This is a genomic window from Kluyvera sp. CHPC 1.251, from assembly GCF_036759945.1.
Taxonomy (GTDB): Bacteria; Pseudomonadota; Gammaproteobacteria; order Enterobacterales; family Enterobacteriaceae; genus Kluyvera; species Kluyvera sichuanensis.
In genome coordinates this window covers 75,014-95,612 of the sequence record NZ_JAPKIC010000006.1, presented here as the reverse complement: position 1 = coordinate 95,612, position 20,599 = coordinate 75,014, and the positions used below count along the sequence as shown (strand labels likewise).

Here is a 20,599-nt window from a genome sequence, read left to right as displayed (position 1 = left end):
AAATATGTGCAACCTTCGACCCCATGTTTGATAGCATGGGGTTGTTTTGTATGGGGATTACACACAAAGGAAAATCATGGATACCTTAATAGCATTTTTATCTCTGGCTCTCTTTATTGCTTTTATCGTGGGGTTAATCAAGCCGTCGCTGGTTCGAATGCCGAACCGTAAGCGCTCCAGTGCGGTTTACCTTGGTGGCTGTCTGGCGCTGGGCGTTATTGGCTCAATCTTATGGCCGACTGAAAAAAGTCAGCCTGTGGCAAAAACTGACGTACCGGCGGTTAAAGCGGAACCGGCTACGCCAACGTTTGAGTACGCAGATAAAACCCTCAAAGAATATCGCAACGAGCCAAAAGAAACCCGGCACAATATCGTTAAAGGCTATGTGGGTTTCAAAGGTGTACCGGCCAGCTCTGCTGATGCCTTTTATGCCTGTATGAGTGAGTACACTTTTACTAAAGATGATGCGTTAAAGCTCGGTGATGTGTTGGGTTGGTGTTTCAACGACTTCGAGAAGGATCCACAATCTCTGAATAATAAAATCAACCTTGACGCATTTCAGGGTAATTTTAGCGGTTGGGATGGCTCTTATCGCCCGTTAGAGAAGCTGATAAAAGCCAGCATGAATGATGATTCCTCTTATAAACACGTTTCAACGGTCTACCATCTGATTTTGAATAAAGACCCGCATGCCGTTGTAAAAACAACGTTTCGCGGTACTAATGCCTATGGCGGCGTGGTCAAACAGACCGTAGCGGCACGCGTCAACGTGCGAACGGGTGAGGTCGATTCGATACTCGACAATTAAACAATATAGTGACAAACGCCGCCGGTGCTGAAACTCGCTTTCAGTGCTGGCGGGGTTGAACAACGAGCCCCGCGAGGCGTTAGCCTGTCCCGTATAGACCGCCCCAAACCGGCACCGTGAATGCCGGTTTTTTTATGCCATTTTTCCGCGATTTCCCTGTTTTTTAGCTGTGCATGCAACAGGTGCATTGTTTTGCATGCGCCGGGGTTGCCCGCTCTCGTCGTGCGCCGCCAGAGCTGGCGCGGATCCGGAGTGGTCATGCAACTGCATTAAAACCGACCCATAAAGCGGGCAGGCGTGGCGGGGAAAGCATTGCGCGCCAGAGGTGGTGCGGAATAATAAAAATTATGGTCTGAGCGCCTCGTAATGGCGCTATCGTGGTTGCAGTTGCTTCGTTGGTGGTCGTGTGTGTTCGTGCGCGTGTGGCGCGTCTGAGGCGTGATGGTGGCGGGGTATGAAAAAGCCGCCATGCTGGCGGCTTGAGGGGGTTATTCCGGGTTGTCGAGGGTGTACTCTTTGAACCTGATGACCTCCATGCCGAGCCAGTCGTTTACCTCCCTGAACCTGTCCTGCAGGGGTGACAGCTCGTTACGCACAAATACCTTTGCCACCTTCTCAACGTCACCGAGTGAACCGATATTCTCGGGCTTGCCGCCCATGAGCTGGAACGGTACGCGGTGGGCGTCCATCAGGTCGGCTGCGCTGGCTTTCTTGATGTTGAAAAAGTCATCCTTTGTAGCGACCTCGCTCAGTGGAACGATTTTGATGCCGTCCGGTTTTCCGCCGGGGGCATAGAAAAACAGGTTCTTAAAGTTGCCGAGCCCTTTCGAGTTGCGCATCGCCTCGCGCAGCGATTCGACGTCGGTCGCACTTTGCGCCGGGTCGGTCACATACATGATGTAACCCGCGTGCGCGCCATTCTGGTAATACTTGCGGCGGAACAACGTCGCGGATTCATTCAGCCAGGCAGAATTAAGCGCGCTGAGATATTCGGGCAGGCCGTAAATCTCCTGATTAATGTCGGGCTCCAGCAGGTGAAACACGGTATCAGGCGCGAACTCATGCGGTAGAGTGAAGTTTTCCACAAACCAGAATATAGAATCGTCGACCCCGCGCCGTGTGTATTTGGCTGGTGAGGCCAGCAGCTTGATTAACTGGCCGGTGACGCTGTGGCGCTGCTCAAGAAAGGCGTTGCCGAATACCAGATAGTCGAGCGCAAAGCGGCTGAAATCCTGACGGGACAGCAGCGGGTGCGGAATGTAGGTGCTCGCGAGCACGTTGCGTTTAACGTAAATCGGTGAGCTGTGATGTACAGCAGAGCGCAGGCTCTTTGCCAGACCGGAGAAGCTGACCGGCGGCTCGTACCATTTGCCGTTACTGATGCACTCGACGTAATCCAGAATGTCGCGCTTATCGAGTACCGGCACCGGCTCGCCGAAGGTGAACGCTGTAGTTTTTGGCGGTGCGCTGGCGGTCAGTTGTTGTGCCTTGCTGGCCTTCTGCGCAGCGGCTTTACGGGATTTTTGCTTACCCATTAGTTGAACTCCAGAATAGATTTAGGCTGCATGCCGCTACCAGCGGAAAGCGGTTCGTTTAACAGGGCGTGCATGGTCGCCCATGCGATATCGGCGTGACTGGCTTCCTCGGTGCGGCTGGCCTCGTAGGTGGAGCTGCGCCCGCTGCTGGTCATGGTTTTGCGGATGGACATAAACGACTGCGTGACGTCGGTCGCCCCGGCGTCGTACTCAAGACAGCCACGGCGAATGGTGTCTTTTGCCTTGAGTACCATCGCGGTTTTCATTTCAGGCGTGTAACGAATGCCGCGTGCCGCCGGGTAGAATGAGCGCACCAACTGGAACACGCCGAGACCGAGGCCGGTTGCGTCAATGCCGATGTATTCGACGTTGTATTTCTCGGTCAGTTTGCGGATGCCTTCTGCCTGCGCGGCAAAGTCCATGCCTTTCCACTGGTGACGCTCCAGCATGCGGAACTTGCCACCCGAGACCACCGGCGGCGCGAGCACAACGCACCCGGCACTGTCGCCGGTGTGTGACGGGTCGTAGCCAATCCAGACCGGGCGCGAGCCGAACGGATGGTCGGCGAACGAGGCAAAGTCCTCCCATTCTTCCATCACGTCGACCATGCAGCGCTGCAGCTCCTCGAACGGGAATACCGACGCTTTATCGTCGACAAACTCACACATAAACAGGTTTTTAAAGTCCTCATCACTGTTTTCGCGTTTGAGCTGGTCGAGGTCGAACAGGGTGCAACCACCGGCAAGGGCATCCTCAATGGTGACAATCTGCCGCCACTGGCCATCGTCGCAGAGCTGGCCACCGGCGAGCGCGCTGTGACTGATGTCGATTTCGATGCGGTCGGCAATCCGGCTGCGCCCCTTGTTGAACAGCTCGCCAGACCAGAAGGGGTAAGCGCCGTGCGCCAGCGTGGATGGTGTCGAAAAGTAGGTCGAGCGCAGGTGCTTTTGCGAGGCCATGCCCGACGCGACTTTGCGCAGCTTCTGAAAATTCGGGATCCAGAATATTTCATCGACATACAGGTCGCCGTTATGGCTCTGCGCGGTGTTGGAATTAGTACCGAGAAAAATCAGCTTTGCGCCGTTGTTGCCGATGACAATCGGGTCGCCGGTCAGGTCGACGTCGACCAGTCGCGCAAACTGGATGATGTACTCGCGGAACACGTAAGCCTGCGTTTTACTGGCCGACAGAAATATCTGGTTGTGGCCGGTCTTGAGCGCGCGCAGCAGCGCCTCGCGGGAGAAATAGAACGTCGCGCCAATCTGGCGGGATTTGAGAATATCGCGAATACGGTGCGCCAGCCCTGCGCGGTACCACTGCAACTGGTACTCGAAAGACTGGTCGAAAAATAATTCCTCCAGTTTCTCGATGGCCTCGTCGCTGAAAAAGTTCTTTTTCGGCTTTTTACGCTCGCCTTTGTTGCGGTTGGCGACGTTGGGGTTTAGGTCGACCTCGTTGCCGGTCTGGCTGTAGCGGTTAACGCGCGCCAGTCGCTCAATCTGCCGCCCGAGCAGGTCAATTTCTTTGAAATCGCCGCCTGACTTTTGCGGCTTGGCGATGAGCTGAATCAAGCGCGCCTCAAGGCTGCTTTCGACGCGGGAAATCGGTGCGATACCGTCCCAGCCGTCGCGCTTCTTCCAGCTCTGCACGGTCGGGCGCTTGACCTGCAGCATTTCGGCAATCTGTGGCACGGAAAAGCCCTGCCAGTAAAGCAGCGATGCCTGCCGTCGCGGGTCATGCAACAAGGTTGTATCGGTGGAAATGGTCATTGATGCCTCGCCGTAGTGGGTTCAGGGCAAGGCTACTTAATGGCCGTCAGTGATTCGCTAAGGTGCTGTTGTGTGGGAGGTTGTCCAGTCGTCATTGGTGGTCTGGCGTGCCCTGAGTCTGGAAACTGGCGGTGACCAGTAACCCCAACCTCAGGACTCCTGACAATGGCAAAAAAAGTCTCAAAGTTCTTTCGCATCGGCGTCGAGGGTGATACCTGCGACGGGCGCATTATCAGCGCCAGCGATATTCAGGAAATGGCCGAAACCTACGACCCGCGCGTCTACGGTTGCCGTATCAACCTTGAACACCTGCGCGGCCTGCTGCCCGATGGCGTATTCAAGCGTTATGGCGATGTGGTCGAACTGAAAGCCGAGAAGATTGACGACGATTCTGCGCTTAACGGCAAATGGGCGTTGTTCGCTAAAATCACCCCGACCGATGACCTTATCGCGATGAATAAAGCCGCGCAGAAGGTCTACACCTCAATGGAAATTCAGCCGAATTTTGCCAATACCGGCAAATGCTACCTCGTTGGTCTGGCCGTCACCGATGACCCGGCGAGCCTCGGCACTGAATACCTCGAATTCTGCCGCAACGCGAAGCACAACCCTTTGCAGCGCTTTAAGGCCAACCCTGAAAACGTCTTTTCCGCTGCCACGCTGGCCGAACTGGAGTTTGAAGACGTTCCCGACACGGTGCTCAACAGCCTGGCCGATAAGGTGAAAGCCATTTTCAGCCGTAAGCAGGTAAGCGACGATGCGCGCCTGAATGATGTGCATGAAGCGGTGACCACCGTCAGCGAGCATGTGCAGACCAATCTGACCGCGCAGGATAAACGCCTTTCCGATATGGAAACCGCGTTTGCCACTTTCAAACAGGAACTGACCGGCAAGGTTGAAGAAACCAGCCAGGCATTTTCCGTCCTGAAAACCACCCTCGACAAAACCGAAAGTTTCAGCCAGCCGCGACGCACAAAAGCCAGCGGCGGTGGCGGCGATGAGCTGCTGACCGACTGCTGATAAAACGCAGACCGAAACAGGGCGACAACCCCGCCCGATGCTGTGACTAACCGATTAATTCAAACAGGAAATACTATGCGTCAGGAAACCCGTTTTAAGTTCAATGCCTATCTGACCCAGCTCGCCAAACTGAACGGCATCAGCGTTGATGACGTCAGCAAAAAATTCACCGTCGAGCCGTCCGTCACGCAAACGCTGATGAACACCGTACAGGCGTCATCCGCATTTTTGCAGATGATTAACATTCTGCCGGTCGCAGAAATGAAGGGCGAGAAAATCGGCGTCGGTGTGACCGGCACCATCGCCAGCACGACCGACACCTCGGGCGACAAAGAGCGCCAGACCGCCGATTTCACTGCGCTTGAGTCCAACAAGTACGAGTGCAATCAGATTAACTTTGACTTCCACCTGACCTATAAACGCCTCGACCTGTGGGCGCGTTTTCAGGACTTCCAGCGCCGCATCCGCGACGCCATTGTCCAGCGTCAGGCACTGGATTTCATCATGGCCGGGTTCAACGGTACCACCCGCGCTGATACCTCAGACCGCAGCAAAAACCCGATGCTGCAGGATGTGGCCGTCGGCTGGCTGCAGAAGTACCGCAACGAAGCCCCGGCGCGCGTGATGAGCAAAATCACCGCTGAGGACGGTACCGTTATTTCTGACGTGATTCGCGTTGGCAAAAACGGCGACTATGAGAACCTCGACGCGCTGGTGATGGACGGTACCAACACCCTGATTGACGAGATTTATCAGGATGACCCGAAACTCGTTGCCATCGTTGGCCGTAAGCTGCTGGCCGACAAATATTTCCCGCTGGTCAACAAACAGCAGGAAAACACCGAGTCGCTCGCGGCGGATATCATCATCAGCCAGAAGCGAATCGGCAACCTGCCAGCCGTGCGCGTGCCGTACTTCCCGGCGAATGCGGTATTCGTGACCACGCTGGAAAATCTCTCTATTTACTTCATGGATGAGAGCCACCGCCGCAGCATTGATGAGAACCCGAAAAAAGACCGCGTGGAAAACTATGAGTCGATGAACATCGACTATGTGGTCGAGGCGTATGCTGCCGGATGCCTGCTGGAAAACATCACCCTGGGCGATTTCACCGCACCTGCAGCACAGGAAAGCGGAGAGTAAGACCATGACGAGCCCCGCACAGCGTCACATGATGCGGGTCTCGGCCTCTCAAGCCGCGCAGCGGGAACAAGCCCCGCTGCGCCATGCAACCGCCTACGAGCAGATGCTGGTAAAGCTGGCCGATGACCGCCGCACGTTAAAAACCATCCGTTCAAACGAACTGAAAGCCGCGAAAAAGCGCGAGCTGCTGCCGTTCTATGCGCCGTGGGTGGCCGGTGTGCTTGCTGATGGCCGTGGCGCGCAGGATGACATTGTCATGACCGTCATGCTGTGGCGTCTCGATGCCGGTGATATCGCTGGCGCGCTGGAAATTGCGCCTTACGCGCTGAAATACGGCCTCACCTCTGACCACCGCCGCACCACGTCTTACATGCTGGTTGAGGAGGTAGCGCTTGCCGCGCTGCGCCTGCGCGATGCCGGTGAGCCTGTCGACCTCGCATTACTGCTGACCACCCTCAGCCTGACCGACGGCGCTGACGTTCCCGATATGGTGCGCGCCCGTCTGCATAAGGTGACTGGCCTGACCCTGCGCGATGCCGGTCAGGACGCCGAAGCGCTGGCGCAGTTTCAGCGCGCAATGCAGCTCGACCGCAATGCCGGTGTGCGCAAAGAGATTGAGCGACTGGAGCGCGCATTGAAGCCAAAGCCAGAGGCAGCACCCCGTAAAGCGACTAAACCGCGCACGCGCACACCTGCCACCAAACCGGCGGCAAAGCGCGGGCGTCCACCAAAGGCGGTAAAAACCGCCGGTTAACTGAACGCTCCCCGAGCCGGGCGGCACGCCGGTCAAAGCGGGTTTTGACCCTGACGGCGACCGGCGTCCACCGCCCAACCTAATGAGGTTGTCATGACGACAGTAATACTGAATCAGCCCGACGAACCGCAGGACGTACCGGGCGTGGTGATTCCCGCACCGGAGACGGGCGACGCAGTGATTAAAAACACGTTCTTTTTCCCTGATGTGGATCCGAGGCGGGTGCGAGAGCTGATGCGCCTTGAGCAGACGGTTTCCGATGCGCGCCTGCGCAACGCCATCAAGACCGGCATGGCGGAAACCAATGCGGAGCTTTACGACTACCGGCTGCGCCAGATTGCCGCCGGTTTTTTGACACTGGCCGACGTGCCTGAGGCCGAGGAAATCGACGGCGAAAATGTACGCGTTTTCCACTACCTGAGCGCCGTGACGGCAATGGCGACCGCCACCCTGTACGAACGTTATCGCGGGGTTGAGGCAACCGGCAAGGGCGACAAAAAAGCAGACAGCGTCGAAACCACCATTGATGACCTGTGGCGGGATATGCGCTGGTCGGTCTCGCGCCTGCAGGACAAGCCGCGCTGCATCGTGGGTCAGCTCTGATGAAAGTCTACGCGATGCAGGGCGACACCCTCGACGCGCTTTGCGCCCGATATTACGGGCGCACTGAGGGCGTGGTCGAGACGGTGCTGCAGGCTAATCCCGGCCTGTCTGAGCTGGGCGTCATTCTGCCGCATGGAACGGCGATTGACCTGCCCGACATTGAAACCTCATCCACGGCGGAGACCCTGAATCTATGGGACTGAGTATGGAAAAAATCACCACGTTTATCGCCTACTGGCTGGCCGTGGGTCTGGCGTATTTCGGGGCAATGTCGCCCGAAAAGCTGGCGCTGTATGTGGGTAGTCTGTGCGCCATTTTTACGGCGGCGGTGAATTTCTGGTACCGGCGCAAAACCTTTCGTTACCTGACCGAAATGGGAATCGACAAAGGGGTGACCCGTGAGCTCAATCGTTAAACGTTGCAGTGTGGCCGCAGTGCTGGCGCTGGCGGCACTGATGCCTGATTTTCGTCTGCTGAATACCTCGCCTGATGGTCTGGCACTGATTGCCGACCTCGAAGGTTGTCGCCTGACACCTTACCAGTGCAGCGCGGGCGTGTGGACATCAGGCATCGGCCACACTGCCGGGGTGGTACCGAAACGCGATATCACCGAGCGCGAAGCGGCGGCAAATCTGGTCGCAGACGTGCTGAACACCGAGCGCCGTCTCGCGGTCTGCGTGCCGGTCACCATGCCGCAGTCGGTTTACGACGCGCTCGTCAGTTTCTCTTTTAACGTCGGCACCGGCGCGGCCTGTCGCTCTACGCTGGTCTCTTACATCAAGCGTCATCAGTGGTGGCAGGCATGCGACCAGCTCACCCGCTGGGTGTACGTCAATGGCACTAAAAACAAAGGGCTGGAAAACCGCCGCGAGCGGGAACTGGCGTATTGCATGAAAGGAGTAACCCAATGAAAAAATATTTACGTTCCCTGATGTTCGATGTCCTGCTGGCACTGGTGCTGCTTTGGGGGCTGGCATCGCCGCAAAGCGCCGCCGTCAACTTTGTTGCCGCATGGGCGCTGTTTGGCAGTTTTATCTGCATTACGGCGAGCCTCGCCGGGGTGGTTGCTTATGAGCACTGGCTGCGAAATACGGGCAAAAGTATTCCCGTCAATCCAGACCTGATGAGGGTATTCCGCGCCGTCTTTTGCCGTAAGCCCTCTCAGGGGCGTCGGGCATGGTCTCTCATTATTTTCTCTGTTACCACGGGCTGTCTGCTTGGGGCTGGCTGGAGCCTTACGGCTTTGATTTACCTGATTTGCGTGCTGACCTTTAAGGCCGTTCGCAAGTCTTACCGCCAGCGTATTGAGGGGGCAGGTCTGTGTCCAGAGTCATTGTGATGTTTCTGGCCTCTGCGCTGGTGCTGGCTGTGCTCGGGTTGCTGTGGTTGCGGCATGAGAACGGCAATTTATCCCGCTCCTTTGAGACGGCAAACCGCGTCGCGAGCGAACAAAAGACGACGATTGGCATGCTGAAAAATCAGCTTAGTGTTGCCGGTACGCTCGCCAGACGTAATGAATCCGCGCAGGTGGAACTGCGCGAAAAGCTCGCAAAGGCCAGCGAGGAAGCCAGCCGCCGAGAGCAGACGATAACGAGGTTACTTAATGAAAATGAAGCCTTTCGCCGCTGGTATAACGCTGCTTTGCCTGATGTTGTGCGTCGGCTGCACACCCGCACCGCCTGCGCCAGCGCCGGTGATTGTGGTCAGCGGATGCCCGAGGGTGAGTCTTTGCCCGATGCCGGGAAGTGACCCGAAAACCAATGGTGACCTGAGCGCAGATATCCGCCGCCTTGAGGGCGCGCTGACCGCCTGCGCGCTGCAGGTCAAAACCGTCAAACACTGTCAGGATGAACTCGATGCAGAAGCACAAAAGCCTGCGCAAAGCGCTGATTAACGCCGTGCCGCAGCTCCGAAATAACCCCGATATGCTGCGCCTTTTTGCCGACAACGGCCATACCGATTCCCGACTGGCGAGCTCGCTGTCGTTTGAAAAGGTGTATGTGCTGAACGTGGTGGTGACCGACTTTACCGGCGACCTTGATTTGATATTCGTGCCGGTGCAGGCGTGGCTGCGTGAACATCAGCCGGACATTATGACCACCGACGACGGGCGGGAAAAAGGATTCACCTGGATTATTGATATCAATAACGATGATTCGCTCGATATCAGTATCAGCCTGAGGCTCACCGAGCGCACGCTCGTCAAAGAGGTCGATGGCGCGCTGCATGTCAGTTATGCGCCAGAGCCGCCACTGCCTGAGCTGGTGACGCGCCCGGTTGCTATGTATGCAAACGGTGAATTAGTGAGCCAGTGGGATGAGTGAGTTAACCGCGCTGCAGGAGCGTCTTGCCGGTCTGATTGCCAGCCTGTCACCGGCGGCGCGTCGGCAAATGGCGGCTGAGATTGCGAAAAAGCTGCGTACCAGTCAGCAACAGCGCATCAAGCGCCAGCAGGAACCCGACGGCACCCCGTATGCCGCGAGAAAGCGCCAGCCGGTGCGGAGCAAGAAAGGGCGCATTAAGCGTGAAATGTTCGCCAAGCTGCGCACCAGTCGCTTTATGAAAGCCAAAGGCAGCGACAGTGCGGCGGTGGTGGAGTTTACCGGCAAGGTGCAGCGCATGGCGCGGGTGCATCAGTACGGACTCAAAGACCGGCCAAACCGCAACAGCCGGGATGTGCAGTACGAGGCGCGCCCGTTGCTCGGTTTCACCCGCGACGATGAGCAGATGATTGAAGACGTCATTATCAGTCACCTCGGCAAATAAATATTGTGTGAACCACCACCGGAGCCGCGCGAATTGGCGCGACTCCAGACCAGAGGCATCCTTGCACTATGAATACATTATCCACGATACAGGAGCTCGCGCGCGCGATTCGTAACCTCATCCGCTCAGGCGTGGTGACTGAGGTCGATACTGTGCAGGGGCTGTGCCGCGTACAAAGCGGCGGGATCCAGACTACATGGCTGAACTGGCTGACCACCCGCGCCGGTCGTTCGCGGACGTGGTGGGCTCCCTCGGTTGGTGAGCAGGTGTTGCTGCTGGCAATCGGTGGCGAGCTTGATACCGCTTTCGTGCTGCCGGGAATTTTCTCCGACGATAACCCCGCCCCCTCTGCCTCGGCGGATGCGTGGCATGTGGTTTTCCCTGATGGTGCGGTCATTGAGTACGAGCCCGAGACCGGCGCGCTGACGGTCAGCGGCATCAAAACTGCCGACGTGACGGCATCGGAGTCCATCACCGCAACCGTGCCGCTGGTACTGGTGAAAGCCTCGACCAGTATCACCCTCGACACCCCGGAGGTGATTTGCACCAATAAGCTGACGACGGCGACGCTTGAGGTGCAAAAGGGCGGCACGATGAAAGGCAACATCGAGCATACCGGCGGGTCACTGTCATCTAATGGCAAGGTGCTCCACACCCATAAACACCCAGGGGACAGCGGCGGGCAAACGGGGGCACCGATATGACAGTGCGTTATCAGGGTATGAACCGAAATACCGGCCTCGGCATCAGCGACACCGAGCATATCAGCCAGAGCATGCGCGACATTCTGCTGACGCCGGTCGGCTCGCGGGTGATGCGTCGTGAATATGGTTCGCTCCTGTCGGCGCTGATTGATATGCCGCAAAACCCGGCGCTCAGGCTGCAGATTATGGTGGCGTGCTATTCGGCGATCCAGAAGTGGGAGCCGCGCATCAGGCTTACCTCTATCAGCTTTGAGACCGGCGACGCTGGCGAGATGTATGTCGATATTACCGGGATGCGTACCGATACCGGTGCGTCAGTTTCAACCACTGTTTCACTGAGTTAAATCACTATGGCAACTGTTGACCTGAGTCAGTTACCCGTTCCCGACGTGGTTGAGGAACTGGACTATGAAACCATCCTTGCGGAACGCATTGCGACGCTGATTTCGCTCTATCCCGAAGACCAGCAGGAGGCCATTGCCCGGACGCTGGCACTCGAATCGGAACCGATTGTTAAGCTGCTGCAGGAAAACGCCTACCGTGAAGTTATCTGGCGTCAGCGGGTGAACGAAGCCGCGCAGGCGGTGACGCTGGCCTATTCCGACGGTAACGACCTTGACGTCGTGGCCGGGAACAACAATACCGAACGCCTGACCATCACCCCGGCGGATGACACTACCATCCCGCCGACGCCTGCCGTTATGGAATCCGATACCGACCTGCGTCTGCGCACGCAACAGGCGTTTGAGGGCTTGAGCGTGGCGGGGCCGGTCGGCGCATATGAGTATCACGGTCGCAGCGCCGACGGGCGGGTCGCTGACGTCTCGGTCGCAAGTCCGTCGCCAGCCTGCGTGACGATTACCGTGCTATCGCGCGAGGGTGACGGCACTGCCAGCCCTGAACTACTGGCGATTGTTGACAAAGCGCTGAACGCCGAAGATGTGCGCCCGGTGGCTGACAGGGTGACTGTCCAGTCAGCCGAGATTGTGCCGTACCAGATTGACGCGACGCTCTACGTTTACCCCGGCCCCGAGTCTGAGCCCATCAGGCAGGCATCAGAGCAAAAGCTGCAGAGCTACATCAGCGCGCAGCACCGCCTCGGGCGTGATATCCGCTTGTCGGCCATTTACGCGGCACTGCATGTTGAGGGGGTGCAGCGTGTCGAGCTGGCATCACCTCAGGCAGACATTGTGCTGAGTAAGTCTCAGGCGTCGAACTGCACCGAGTACCAGATAACTATCGGGGGCTCGGATGAGTGACCGGCTGTTACCCGTTGGCTCGTCACCGCTGGAGGTCGCCGCCGCTGCCGCACTCGCTGAGATTCAGCGCGTGCCGGTACCGCTGCGCACTCTGTGGAACTGGCGTACCTGCCCGGTAAACCTGCTGCCGTATCTGGCGTGGGCGCTGTCGGTCGACCGGTGGGATGAGAAGTGGCCGGAGGCAACAAAGCGCAGCGTCTGCTCGTCCTCGTTTTTCGTCCATCAGCACAAAGGCACCATCAGCGCATTGCGTCGGGTGGTTGAGCCGCTCGGCTTTCTGATTGAGGTGCACGAGTGGTGGCAGCTCGACGAGGAGCCAGGCACATTCCGCCTTGTTGTCGGCGTGCTCGACCGTGGCATCACTGACGAAATGTATCAGGAGCTTGAGCGCCTGATTGAAGACGCCAAACCGGCAAGCCGTCACCTGACCGGGCTGGCTATCAGTCTGAGTACCACCGGCGAGCTGTATGTCGGCGCGGGATATTACGACGGCGACGCGCTGACCGTTTACCCCTACACCCCCGAGGAAATTATCGTCGGCGGTGAATATTACCCGGCCTCGGCCATCCATTTGATTGATAACCTGAGAGTGAACGCATGACCGCAAAATATTTTGCCATTCTGACCAATCAGGGCGCGGCGCGACTGGCGAACGCGGCGGCACTCGGCACCAAGCTCAACCTGACGCAGATGGCCGTCGGTGATGCTAATGGTGTGCTGCCGACCCCTGACCCGGCGCAGACGAAGCTCATTAACCAGAAACGCATTGCGCCGCTGAACCTGCTGACCGTTGACCCGGCCAATACCAGCCAGATTATCGCGGAACAGATTATTCCCGAGAATGAGGGCGGTTTCTGGATCCGCGAGATTGGTCTTTACGATGATGACGGCATCCTGATTGCCGTGGCGAACTGTCCGGAGACCTACAAGCCGGAACTGCAGGAGGGAAGCGGACGCACTCAGACCATTCGCATGATTCTGATTGTATCGAGCACGTCGGCTATTACCCTGAAAATCGACCCGTCAGTCGTACTTGCTACGCGCCAGTATGTAGACGATAAAGTTATCGAGGTGAAGAGTTACGCTGACGGGATCATGCGCGCCCACGAACAGTCGCGCAACCATCCAGATGCAACCACTACCGCTAAAGGTTTTACGCAGCTTAACAGCAGTGTGACGGATGACCGCGAGACACAATCGGCAACCCCGAAAGCCGTAAAAATTGCGATGGATAACGCGAATGCACGGCTGGCTAAAGAACGTAATCTCTCCGATTTACCTAATCCGGCACTGGCGCGCCAGAATCTGCAACTTGGCGACAGCTCGACGAAAAACACCGGTACAACTGCCAATACTGTTGCGGCGGGTGATGATGCACGTATCACCGGAGCGATGCAGAAAAGCCAAAACGGCGGGGATATTCCTGACGTGGCGAAGTTTCTCCAAAACCTTGGTTTGGGAGAAGGCTCTGCATTACCTGTTGGTGTCCCTGTTCCGTGGCCTTCAGCCACTCCGCCAACAGGCTGGCTGAAATGCAATGGTGCGGATTTTTCTGCTGAAGAATACCCGGAACTGGCAAAGTCTTACCCGACAAATAAATTACCGGATTTGCGCGGTGAATTTATTCGCGGCTGGGATGATGAGCGCGGGGTTGATTCTGGGCGTGCTATTTTGTCTGCGCAGAGTGATGCAATAAGAAATATTACCGGCCAGCTTGGTGACGTCAGATTTAACACTCAACCTTCTGGTTCAGGGGCATTCACAACGAGCAGCAGGGGGAGCACGTCCGCTGACTCTAACAGTGGCGGCACTGCAAGAGATGTTACCTTTGACGCATCCAATGTTGTTCCCACGGCGTCAGAGAACCGACCGCGCAACATCGCATTCAACTACATTGTAAGGGCAGTATAATGACCGCAAAAGAAATTTCATTAGATGAAAACGGGTTCGCCACAGAAGCTGGGTTTATCACCGTTTACAGCTACGATGGAGAAACGCGGGAATATCTTTCTTCATCCGTTGAATATCTGCCATTCGGTGTTGGTGTTCCCGCTAATTCCTGCGTAGATGCGCCAATCAGCAAAAAGGACGGCTTTGCTGTCTGCCGGAAGGCTGATTTGACCGGCTGGGAATACGTTGCAGACCATCGCGGCGAAACTGTTTACAGCACGGAAACTGGCGAACCTGTGGCAGTTTCACAGTTGGGAGAATACCCGGAAGGAACCACCACAAAAGCACCATCAACGCAGTTTGATAAATGGAATGGCACAGATTGGGTTACCGATAGCGAAGAACAGAACGCGGCGAACGTGGCTGCAGCCGAGCAACAGAAAACAAATCTGCTGAACGCCGCAAATTCAAAAATCAGTCTGTGGCAAACGGAACTACAGTTAGGAATTATCAGCGATGAAGATAAAGAAAGTCTTATTGCCTGGATTGGCTACATTAAAGCAGTGAAGGCAACAGATACCAGCACCGCGCCGAATGTCATCTGGCCTGAACTGCCGGAGGCGTAGGCCATTCAATATCTGGAGCACTGGAGGGATCAACCAGTTCCAGTGCGTCCAGATAATCCAGCCATAAATTATATTGCTCCAGCTCGTTACCTTTCAGACGACCAATAGCAGCTTTGCCAGGCCACTGATGGGTATTGATGTAAGTATTGGCTTCTGAAACCAAAGATATTTTTTTCATTTCAGCCATCAACACATCATCCTCTTTTGAAGGCGGTGGGGAATTAATCCATACTGGTCGTCCTGAACTGTCAGCGCCAATTTCTTTCCCTTCTGGATGCAGACCAAGAAATTGCTCATATGTTTCTCTGGTAATTTCAATAACATCATCAGGAAGCGTTCCCGCATCCTCATATTCTGGAAACAATTCTTGCAGATAAAAACTTTTACTTCCGGGTGAAAAGAATACTGAGTTCATTCTTACCGTCCAATGATTAACGCTGAGACGCTGGTATCTGAAGGAAAGGCTGCATTCAGTGGTTTGTCGACTTTGAACATAATCGTATTATTCCCCCTGACAGCGGCAAAAGAACAAGCCGCCGTCGCGTATGAACCTGTAATATTACTGGATACACCACCATAAGCTGTTGTTGATACCAGAGGGATAACGCCCAGCACCTTATTAGGAAATACAAAGGGCAATGTGGCTGTGGCAATATAAGACTTATTAGAACCTGTAATGGCATAAGCATTATCAGTCATTCCATTCATCGCCACTGGACCGCTTATACTTACAGTAACCATCTGAATGATTAGCCCGTCAGGTTGACGAATCACAAAATTTCCATTGCCACCAGTAACCGTCCAGAAAGACATATCAGGGATTTGGTTTTCCCCGTTGCCCACATTCCGTTTTGCCGCTTCTCCCAAACCAACCTTTGAAAGAATGGCGGGCTGATGCCCGTCTTTTTTATGAATTGTTTATGTGCCATCGGCTATCCATCGCCGATAAATAGCCCCTCACCAGACCAGTCAGGACAATAACACTCGCCCACTAACCACGGAGTTAACCGGATGAGTGATTTTCACCACGGAGTGCAGGTGCTTGAGATTAACGACGGCACCCGCGTCATTTCCACTGTTGCAACCGCAATCGTCGGCATGGTCTGCACGGCCAGCGATGCGGATGCCGAGACATTCCCCCTCAACGAGCCGGTACTGATTACCAATGTGCAGAGCGCCATTGCGAAAGCCGGTAAAAAAGGCACGTTGTCTGCCTCCCTGCAGGCTATCGCCGACCAGTCAAAACCCGTCACCGTTGTTGTGCGCGTTGCCGAAGGTGTCGACGATGACCCGGATGCAGCTCAGGCGCAGACCATTTCTAACATCATCGGCGGCACGGATGAGAACGGTAAATACACCGGCATTAAGGCGCTATTGACTGCCGAAGCGGTCACCGGCGTTAAGCCGCGCATTCTCGGCGTGCCGGGTCTCGATACCAAAGAGGTCGCAGTCGCACTTGCTTCGGTCTGTATCAGCCTGCGCGCCTTTGGCTATATCAGCGCATGGGGTTGTAAAACCATTTCCGAGGCGATGGCCTATCGCGAGAATTTCAGTCAGCGCGAGCTGATGGTCATCTGGCCTGACTTCCTCGCATGGGACACCACCACTAACGCCACCGCAAAAGCCTACGCCACCGCTCGCGCGCTCGGCCTGCGCGCCTACATCGACCAGACTGTCGGCTGGCACAAAACCCTGTCTAACGTCGGCGTGCAGGGTGTCACCGGCATCAGTGCGTCAGTCTTTTGGGATTTGCAGGCATCCGGCACCGATGCTGACCTGCTCAACGAGGCCGGGGTCACGACGCTGGTGCGCAAGGATGGTTTCCGCTTTTGGGGTAACCGCACCTGCTCTGATGACCCGCTTTTCCTGTTTGAGAGCTACACCCGCACCGCGCAGGTGCTGGCCGACACGATGGCCGAGGCGCACATGTGGGCGGTCGATAAGCCCATCACCGCATCGCTTATCCGTGACATTGTCGACGGCATCAATGCCAAATTCCGCGAGCTGAAAACTAACGGCTACATCGTGGACGGCGAATGCTGGTTCGACGAGGAATCGAACGATAAGGAAACCCTCAAGGCCGGGAAACTGTATATCGACTACGACTATACGCCGGTTCCACCACTGGAAAGCCTGACCCTGCGCCAGCGTATCACCGATAAATATCTGGTGAATCTGGCCGAATCGGTCAACAGCTAAGGAGCCTGAAACAACATGGCACTACCCCGCAAACTCAAATATCTGAACATGTTCAATGACGGACTCAGTTACATGGGCGTTGTTGAATCCGTGACGCTGCCGAAGCTGACCCGCAAGCTCGAAAACTATCGCGGCGGTGGCATGAATGGCGCGGCGGCGATTGACCTCGGCCTCGACGACGATGCGCTCACCGTCGAATGGTCTGTCGGTGGCCTGCCCGATGTGGCGCTGTGGGCGCAGTACGCCGCGCCGGGTGCGGACGCCGTGCCGCTGCGTTTTGCTGGTTCTTACCAGCGCGACGACACCGGCGAAATCATCGCGGTCGAGGTGGTCATGCGTGGCCGTCATAAAGAAATCGACGGCGGCGAGAATAAGCAGGGTGAAAACACCTCGACCAAACTGTCGACCGTTTGCACCTACTACCGCCTCACGATTGATGGTAGCGACGTCATCGAAATCGACACCGTCAACATGGTCGAGAAGGTGAACGGCGTCGACCGTCTGGAACAGCACCGCCGCGCAATCGGGCTGTAATTCCCTGACCGGTCAGCACTGCTGGCCGGTTATTAATCCCTATTCAGAGCAGAGAAAAACATCATGGCAAAAGCACCACGTAAACCCGCTGAATTTGTTGATACGGCTGGCAATGAAATTGACACCGTAAACCCGAACGTCGTGACCCTCGACAAGCCGATTAAGCGTGCCGGTCAGACGATTGATAAAGTCACCCTGATTGAGCCGAACGCCGGTACCCTGCGCGGTGTCAGTCTGGCGGCGGTGGCGCAGTCTGAGGTCGATGCGCTGATTAAAGTCCTGCCCCGTATGACCTATCCCGCGCTCACCACGCAGGAACTGACCGCGATGAACCTGCCCGATATGTTGTCGCTGGCCGCTAAGGTGATTGGTTTTTTGTCACCGGCTTCGGCGGAATAGATTTCCCGCCCAACCTGTCGACCGATGACCTGATGGCGGATATTGCAGTGATATTCCACTGGTCGCCATCAGAGCTCTATTCCCTGAGCCTGACCGAGCTCATCACATGGCGCGAAAAGGCGCTACAGCGTAGCGGAAACCACAATGAGTAATAACCTGAGGCTTGAGGTGTTGCTGAAAGCGGTCGACCAGGCGACCCGACCGCTTAAATCCATCCAGACCGCGAGTAAAACCCTGTCGGATGATATTCGCGACACACAAAAGGGGCTGCGTGACCTGAACGGTCAGGCGTCGAAAATCGACGGCTTTCGTAAGGCAAGCGCACAACTGGCCGTGACCAGTCAATCGCTTGAGAAAGCGAAACGCGAAGCCGGTGAGCTGGCCGTGCAGTTTAAAAACACCACCAGTCCGACCCGCGCGCAGGCGCAGGCACTCGAAGCGGCAAAGCGTGCCGCCTCTGAGCTGCAGACGAAATACAACAGCCTGAGAACGTCGGTGCAGCGTCAGCGCTCCGAGCTGATGCAGGCCGGTATTAATACCCGCACTCTTTCTGCCGATGAGCGTCGGCTCAAAACCTCAATCAGCGAAACGACGGCGCAGCTTAACCGCCAGCGCGAAGCACTGGCACGCGTCAGTGCGCAGCAGGCGAAATTAAGCCGGGTGAAAGAGCGATATAAATCAGGTAAAGAGCTTGCTGGTAACATGGCCGCAGCCGGTGCTGCCGGGGTCGGTATCGCGACAGCGGGAACGATGGCCGGGGTTAAATTACTGATGCCCGGTTATGACTTTGCGCAGAAAAATTCCGAACTGCAGGCCGTGCTCGGAGTCGATAAGCAGTCGCCAGAAATGCAGGCGTTACGCAAACAGGCGCGCCAGCTCGGCGACAATACTGCAGCCTCTGCAGATGACGCAGCGAGCGCGCAAATCATCATTGCGAAAAGCGGCGGTGACGCTGCAGCCATTCAGGCGGCGACGCCAGTCACGCTGAATATGGCGCTGTCAAACCGGCGCTCAATGGAGGAAAACGCTGCGCTGCTGACCGGGATGAAATCAGCGTTTCAACTTTCAAACGACAAGATTGCTCACATTGGCGACGTTCTCTCGATGACAATGAACAAAACCGCCGCCGATTTTGACGGACTGAGCGACGCGCTGACCTATGCCGCGCCAGTGGCGAAAAATGCCGGGGTGAGCATCGAGCAAACCGCCGCAATGGTCGGTGCGCTGCACGACGCCAAAATCACCGGGTCAATGGCGGGTACCGGTAGCCGCGCCATTCTCAGCCGCCTGCAGGCTCCCACCGGAAAAGCGTTTGAGGCCATTAAGGAACTCGGCGTCAAAACGTCCGACAGCAAGGGGAACACGCGCCCGATATTCTCCATCCTGAAAGAAATGCAGCGCAGCTTTGAGAAAAACAACCTCGGGACAAGCCAGCGTGGCGAGTACATGAAAACCATATTCGGCGAGGAGGCCAGCTCGGCGGCGGCGGTGCTGATGGAAGCAGCCTCAAGCGGCAAACTTGACCGGCTCACTGCCGCGTTTAAAGCCTCGGACGGTAAAACCGAGGAGCTGGTTAAGGTTATGCAGGATAACCTCGGCGGCGACTTTAAAGAGTTCCAGTCGGCTTATGAGGCAGTCGGTACCGACCTTTTTGACCAGCAAGAGGGCTCGCTGCGTAAACTCACCCAAACCGCCACACAATACGTATTAAAGCTCGACGGCTGGATCCAGAAAAACAAAGGTCTGGCGACAACTATCGGCATTATTGCCGGTGGCGCACTTGCTCTGATTGGTATCATCGGCGGCATTGGTCTCGTTGCGTGGCCGGTTGTCATGGGGATTAACGCCATTATCGCCGCTGCTGGCGTGTTGGGTACGGTCTTTACTGTTGCTGGTAGTGCCATTGTGACAGCGCTCGGTGCGATTACCTGGCCGATTGTGGCCGTCGGTGCGGCGATTGTGGCCGGGGCGCTACTCATCCGCAAATATTGGGAGCCCATCAGCGCATTTTTCTCGGGGGTGATTGAGGGCATCATGAGCGCCTTTGCACCGGTCGGGGAAATGTTCGCTCCACTGGCTCCAATCTTTGACGGACTCGGTGAGAAGCTGCGCGGCGTCTGGCAATGGTTTAAAGACCTGATTGCCCCGGTCAAGGCCACGCAGGAGACGCTTGATAGCTGCAAAAATGTCGGCGTTATTTTTGGTCAGGCACTGGCCTCTGCCTTGATGGCTCCGCTCAATGTTTTTAACAAGCTGCGCAGCGGTGTCGACTGGCTTCTCGAAAAACTCGGCATCATCAACAAAGAATCGGACAGCCTCGACCAGACTGCCGCCAAAACCAACGCCGCCACGCAGGGTAATTCCTACATCCCGGCAACCAGCACATATGGCGGCTATCAGGCTTATCAGCCAGTTACCGCACCTGCAGGGCGCTCTTACATTGACCAGAGCAAAAGCGAGTACAACATCACTCTGCCGGGAGGTGTTGCGCCGGGGCATCAGCTTGACAGACAGCTACGCGACACGCTCGAACAGATTGAGCGCGAAAAGCGTGCGCGTCAGCGTGCCAGTATGGGCCATGACTGAGAGG

Annotated in this window: 28 protein-coding genes; 24 read left to right on the top strand and 4 right to left on the bottom strand. The window is 56.3% G+C overall.

Annotation, left to right across the window (positions count from 1 at the left end):
- Nucleotides 1–76: 76 nt before the first annotated feature.
- The gene (locus V6940_RS13305; protein ID WP_333496190.1) at nucleotides 77–808 is read left to right on the top strand and encodes a hypothetical protein; all 732 of its coding nucleotides are present in this window, start codon (nucleotides 77–79) and stop codon (nucleotides 806–808) included.
- Between the two features lie 488 nt (nucleotides 809–1,296).
- Here V6940_RS13305 and V6940_RS13300 read toward each other — a convergent pair whose 3' ends face one another.
- Together V6940_RS13300 and V6940_RS13295 are read right to left on the bottom strand one after the other, a co-directional pair.
- Nucleotides 1,297–2,343, bottom strand: a complete 1,047-nt coding sequence (locus V6940_RS13300) for a phage portal protein (RefSeq protein ID WP_268064416.1) — start codon at nucleotides 2,341–2,343, stop codon at nucleotides 1,297–1,299.
- A complete protein-coding gene (locus V6940_RS13295; protein ID WP_333496189.1) occupies nucleotides 2,343–4,112 on the bottom strand; it encodes a terminase ATPase subunit family protein in 1,770 nt (589 codons plus the stop codon). Before V6940_RS13295 ends, V6940_RS13300 begins: the two co-directional genes overlap by 1 nt.
- 165 nt (nucleotides 4,113–4,277) lie before the next feature.
- Here V6940_RS13295 and V6940_RS13290 point away from each other — a divergent pair, with 165 nt between their 5' ends.
- From V6940_RS13290 to V6940_RS13205, 18 genes are all read left to right on the top strand, one after another.
- On the top strand, nucleotides 4,278–5,132 hold the full coding sequence (locus V6940_RS13290) for a GPO family capsid scaffolding protein (RefSeq protein WP_333496188.1): 855 nt from the start codon (nucleotides 4,278–4,280) through the stop codon (nucleotides 5,130–5,132).
- A gap of 75 nt (nucleotides 5,133–5,207) precedes the next feature.
- Nucleotides 5,208–6,275, top strand: coding sequence for a phage major capsid protein, P2 family (locus V6940_RS13285; RefSeq protein ID WP_333496187.1), 1,068 nt, complete (start codon nucleotides 5,208–5,210; stop codon nucleotides 6,273–6,275).
- A 4-nt stretch (nucleotides 6,276–6,279) separates the two neighbouring features.
- Complete coding sequence (locus V6940_RS13280) at nucleotides 6,280–7,029, top strand: phage terminase small subunit (protein ID WP_333496186.1); 750 nt, start codon at nucleotides 6,280–6,282, stop codon at nucleotides 7,027–7,029.
- Between the two features lie 93 nt (nucleotides 7,030–7,122).
- Complete coding sequence (locus V6940_RS13275) at nucleotides 7,123–7,632, top strand: head completion/stabilization protein (protein WP_333496185.1); 510 nt, start codon at nucleotides 7,123–7,125, stop codon at nucleotides 7,630–7,632.
- A complete protein-coding gene (locus V6940_RS13270; RefSeq protein WP_333496184.1) occupies nucleotides 7,632–7,835 on the top strand; it encodes a tail protein X in 204 nt (67 codons plus the stop codon). The genes V6940_RS13275 and V6940_RS13270 overlap by 1 nt, the downstream gene beginning before the upstream one ends.
- Nucleotides 7,826–8,047 (top strand): HP1 family phage holin, encoded by a 222-nt coding sequence (locus V6940_RS13265; RefSeq protein WP_001437784.1) that lies wholly within the window; start codon nucleotides 7,826–7,828, stop codon nucleotides 8,045–8,047. The genes V6940_RS13270 and V6940_RS13265 overlap by 10 nt, the downstream gene beginning before the upstream one ends.
- Entirely contained in the window at nucleotides 8,031–8,543 is a 513-nt protein-coding gene (locus V6940_RS13260) for a lysozyme (RefSeq protein WP_248241832.1), read from the top strand. Before V6940_RS13265 ends, V6940_RS13260 begins: the two co-directional genes overlap by 17 nt.
- Complete coding sequence (locus V6940_RS13255; RefSeq protein WP_333496183.1) at nucleotides 8,540–8,971, top strand: DNZ54_00345 family protein; 432 nt, start codon at nucleotides 8,540–8,542, stop codon at nucleotides 8,969–8,971. Before V6940_RS13260 ends, V6940_RS13255 begins: the two co-directional genes overlap by 4 nt.
- A complete protein-coding gene (lysB, locus tag V6940_RS13250; protein WP_333496302.1) occupies nucleotides 8,971–9,381 on the top strand; it encodes an Rz-like lysis system protein LysB in 411 nt (136 codons plus the stop codon). Before V6940_RS13255 ends, lysB begins: the two co-directional genes overlap by 1 nt.
- The gene (gene lysC / locus V6940_RS13245; protein ID WP_229045982.1) at nucleotides 9,281–9,526 is read left to right on the top strand and encodes an Rz1-like lysis system protein LysC; all 246 of its coding nucleotides are present in this window, start codon (nucleotides 9,281–9,283) and stop codon (nucleotides 9,524–9,526) included. Before lysB ends, lysC begins: the two co-directional genes overlap by 101 nt.
- Entirely contained in the window at nucleotides 9,489–9,956 is a 468-nt protein-coding gene (locus V6940_RS13240; RefSeq protein WP_042325379.1) for a phage tail protein, read from the top strand. Before lysC ends, V6940_RS13240 begins: the two co-directional genes overlap by 38 nt.
- Entirely contained in the window at nucleotides 9,949–10,398 is a 450-nt protein-coding gene (locus V6940_RS13235; protein ID WP_333496182.1) for a phage virion morphogenesis protein, read from the top strand. The genes V6940_RS13240 and V6940_RS13235 overlap by 8 nt, the downstream gene beginning before the upstream one ends.
- A 68-nt stretch (nucleotides 10,399–10,466) precedes the next feature.
- Nucleotides 10,467–11,102, top strand: coding sequence for a phage baseplate assembly protein V (locus V6940_RS13230; RefSeq protein ID WP_181506538.1), 636 nt, complete (start codon nucleotides 10,467–10,469; stop codon nucleotides 11,100–11,102).
- Nucleotides 11,099–11,446, top strand: a complete 348-nt coding sequence (locus tag V6940_RS13225; RefSeq protein WP_046092420.1) for a GPW/gp25 family protein — start codon at nucleotides 11,099–11,101, stop codon at nucleotides 11,444–11,446. Before V6940_RS13230 ends, V6940_RS13225 begins: the two co-directional genes overlap by 4 nt.
- Before the next feature lie 6 nt (nucleotides 11,447–11,452).
- On the top strand, nucleotides 11,453–12,361 hold the full coding sequence (locus V6940_RS13220) for a baseplate assembly protein (protein WP_333496181.1): 909 nt from the start codon (nucleotides 11,453–11,455) through the stop codon (nucleotides 12,359–12,361).
- The gene (locus V6940_RS13215) at nucleotides 12,354–12,962 is read left to right on the top strand and encodes a phage tail protein I (protein ID WP_333496180.1); all 609 of its coding nucleotides are present in this window, start codon (nucleotides 12,354–12,356) and stop codon (nucleotides 12,960–12,962) included. The genes V6940_RS13220 and V6940_RS13215 overlap by 8 nt, the downstream gene beginning before the upstream one ends.
- The gene (locus V6940_RS13210) at nucleotides 12,959–14,272 is read left to right on the top strand and encodes a phage tail-collar fiber domain-containing protein (protein WP_333496179.1); all 1,314 of its coding nucleotides are present in this window, start codon (nucleotides 12,959–12,961) and stop codon (nucleotides 14,270–14,272) included. The genes V6940_RS13215 and V6940_RS13210 overlap by 4 nt, the downstream gene beginning before the upstream one ends.
- Nucleotides 14,272–14,877, top strand: coding sequence for a tail fiber assembly protein (locus V6940_RS13205; RefSeq protein WP_333496178.1), 606 nt, complete (start codon nucleotides 14,272–14,274; stop codon nucleotides 14,875–14,877). Before V6940_RS13210 ends, V6940_RS13205 begins: the two co-directional genes overlap by 1 nt.
- Here the strand turns inward: V6940_RS13205 and V6940_RS13200 are convergent.
- Nucleotides 14,849–15,292, bottom strand: coding sequence for a tail fiber assembly protein (locus V6940_RS13200; RefSeq protein ID WP_333496177.1), 444 nt, complete (start codon nucleotides 15,290–15,292; stop codon nucleotides 14,849–14,851). The genes V6940_RS13205 and V6940_RS13200 overlap by 29 nt on opposite strands.
- Before the next feature lie 2 nt (nucleotides 15,293–15,294).
- On the bottom strand, nucleotides 15,295–15,744 hold the full coding sequence (locus V6940_RS13195) for a hypothetical protein (RefSeq protein ID WP_442910819.1): 450 nt from the start codon (nucleotides 15,742–15,744) through the stop codon (nucleotides 15,295–15,297).
- Between the two features lie 144 nt (nucleotides 15,745–15,888).
- Between V6940_RS13195 and V6940_RS13190 the strand changes: the two genes are divergently transcribed.
- The 5 genes from V6940_RS13190 to V6940_RS13170 all read left to right on the top strand — a co-directional run bounded on the left by V6940_RS13190 (nucleotide 15,889) and on the right by V6940_RS13170 (nucleotide 20,595).
- On the top strand, nucleotides 15,889–17,076 hold the full coding sequence (locus tag V6940_RS13190) for a phage tail sheath protein (RefSeq protein ID WP_333496176.1): 1,188 nt from the start codon (nucleotides 15,889–15,891) through the stop codon (nucleotides 17,074–17,076).
- A gap of 15 nt (nucleotides 17,077–17,091) precedes the next feature.
- Nucleotides 17,092–17,610, top strand: coding sequence for a phage major tail tube protein (locus tag V6940_RS13185; RefSeq protein ID WP_001207674.1), 519 nt, complete (start codon nucleotides 17,092–17,094; stop codon nucleotides 17,608–17,610).
- Between the two features lie 63 nt (nucleotides 17,611–17,673).
- Entirely contained in the window at nucleotides 17,674–18,009 is a 336-nt protein-coding gene (locus tag V6940_RS13180) for a phage tail assembly protein (protein ID WP_271374612.1), read from the top strand.
- Complete coding sequence (locus V6940_RS13175; RefSeq protein ID WP_325176008.1) at nucleotides 18,006–18,161, top strand: GpE family phage tail protein; 156 nt, start codon at nucleotides 18,006–18,008, stop codon at nucleotides 18,159–18,161. Before V6940_RS13180 ends, V6940_RS13175 begins: the two co-directional genes overlap by 4 nt.
- A complete protein-coding gene (locus V6940_RS13170; protein WP_333496175.1) occupies nucleotides 18,154–20,595 on the top strand; it encodes a phage tail tape measure protein in 2,442 nt (813 codons plus the stop codon). The genes V6940_RS13175 and V6940_RS13170 overlap by 8 nt, the downstream gene beginning before the upstream one ends.
- Nucleotides 20,596–20,599: the final 4 nt, after the last annotated feature.

Bases quoted from the DNA above. Each gene is read 5' to 3' on its own strand.
- V6940_RS13285 (WP_333496187.1), top strand. From the start codon at position 5,208: ATGCGTCAGGAAACCCGTTTTAAGTTCAATGCCTATCTGACCCAGCTC.
- V6940_RS13190 (WP_333496176.1), top strand. From the start codon at position 15,889: ATGAGTGATTTTCACCACGGAGTGCAGGTGCTTGAGATTAACGACGGC.
- V6940_RS13225 (WP_046092420.1), top strand. From the start codon at position 11,099: ATGACAGTGCGTTATCAGGGTATGAACCGAAATACCGGCCTCGGCATC.
- V6940_RS13240 (WP_042325379.1), top strand. From the start codon at position 9,489: ATGCAGAAGCACAAAAGCCTGCGCAAAGCGCTGATTAACGCCGTGCCG.
- V6940_RS13270 (WP_333496184.1), top strand. From the start codon at position 7,632: ATGAAAGTCTACGCGATGCAGGGCGACACCCTCGACGCGCTTTGCGCC.
- lysC (WP_229045982.1), top strand. From the start codon at position 9,281: ATGTTGTGCGTCGGCTGCACACCCGCACCGCCTGCGCCAGCGCCGGTG.
- V6940_RS13255 (WP_333496183.1), top strand. From the start codon at position 8,540: ATGAAAAAATATTTACGTTCCCTGATGTTCGATGTCCTGCTGGCACTG.
- V6940_RS13210 (WP_333496179.1), top strand. From the start codon at position 12,959: ATGACCGCAAAATATTTTGCCATTCTGACCAATCAGGGCGCGGCGCGA.
- V6940_RS13265 (WP_001437784.1), top strand. From the start codon at position 7,826: ATGGGACTGAGTATGGAAAAAATCACCACGTTTATCGCCTACTGGCTG.
- V6940_RS13305 (WP_333496190.1), top strand. From the start codon at position 77: ATGGATACCTTAATAGCATTTTTATCTCTGGCTCTCTTTATTGCTTTT.
- V6940_RS13180 (WP_271374612.1), top strand. From the start codon at position 17,674: ATGGCAAAAGCACCACGTAAACCCGCTGAATTTGTTGATACGGCTGGC.
- V6940_RS13170 (WP_333496175.1), top strand. From the start codon at position 18,154: ATGAGTAATAACCTGAGGCTTGAGGTGTTGCTGAAAGCGGTCGACCAG.
- V6940_RS13185 (WP_001207674.1), top strand. From the start codon at position 17,092: ATGGCACTACCCCGCAAACTCAAATATCTGAACATGTTCAATGACGGA.
- V6940_RS13200 (WP_333496177.1), bottom strand. From the start codon at position 15,292: ATGAACTCAGTATTCTTTTCACCCGGAAGTAAAAGTTTTTATCTGCAA.
- V6940_RS13290 (WP_333496188.1), top strand. From the start codon at position 4,278: ATGGCAAAAAAAGTCTCAAAGTTCTTTCGCATCGGCGTCGAGGGTGAT.
- V6940_RS13235 (WP_333496182.1), top strand. From the start codon at position 9,949: ATGAGTGAGTTAACCGCGCTGCAGGAGCGTCTTGCCGGTCTGATTGCC.
- V6940_RS13295 (WP_333496189.1), bottom strand. From the start codon at position 4,112: ATGACCATTTCCACCGATACAACCTTGTTGCATGACCCGCGACGGCAG.
- V6940_RS13230 (WP_181506538.1), top strand. From the start codon at position 10,467: ATGAATACATTATCCACGATACAGGAGCTCGCGCGCGCGATTCGTAAC.
- V6940_RS13275 (WP_333496185.1), top strand. From the start codon at position 7,123: ATGACGACAGTAATACTGAATCAGCCCGACGAACCGCAGGACGTACCG.
- V6940_RS13220 (WP_333496181.1), top strand. From the start codon at position 11,453: ATGGCAACTGTTGACCTGAGTCAGTTACCCGTTCCCGACGTGGTTGAG.
- V6940_RS13280 (WP_333496186.1), top strand. From the start codon at position 6,280: ATGACGAGCCCCGCACAGCGTCACATGATGCGGGTCTCGGCCTCTCAA.
- V6940_RS13215 (WP_333496180.1), top strand. From the start codon at position 12,354: ATGAGTGACCGGCTGTTACCCGTTGGCTCGTCACCGCTGGAGGTCGCC.
- V6940_RS13300 (WP_268064416.1), bottom strand. From the start codon at position 2,343: ATGGGTAAGCAAAAATCCCGTAAAGCCGCTGCGCAGAAGGCCAGCAAG.
- lysB (WP_333496302.1), top strand. From the start codon at position 8,971: ATGTTTCTGGCCTCTGCGCTGGTGCTGGCTGTGCTCGGGTTGCTGTGG.
- V6940_RS13205 (WP_333496178.1), top strand. From the start codon at position 14,272: ATGACCGCAAAAGAAATTTCATTAGATGAAAACGGGTTCGCCACAGAA.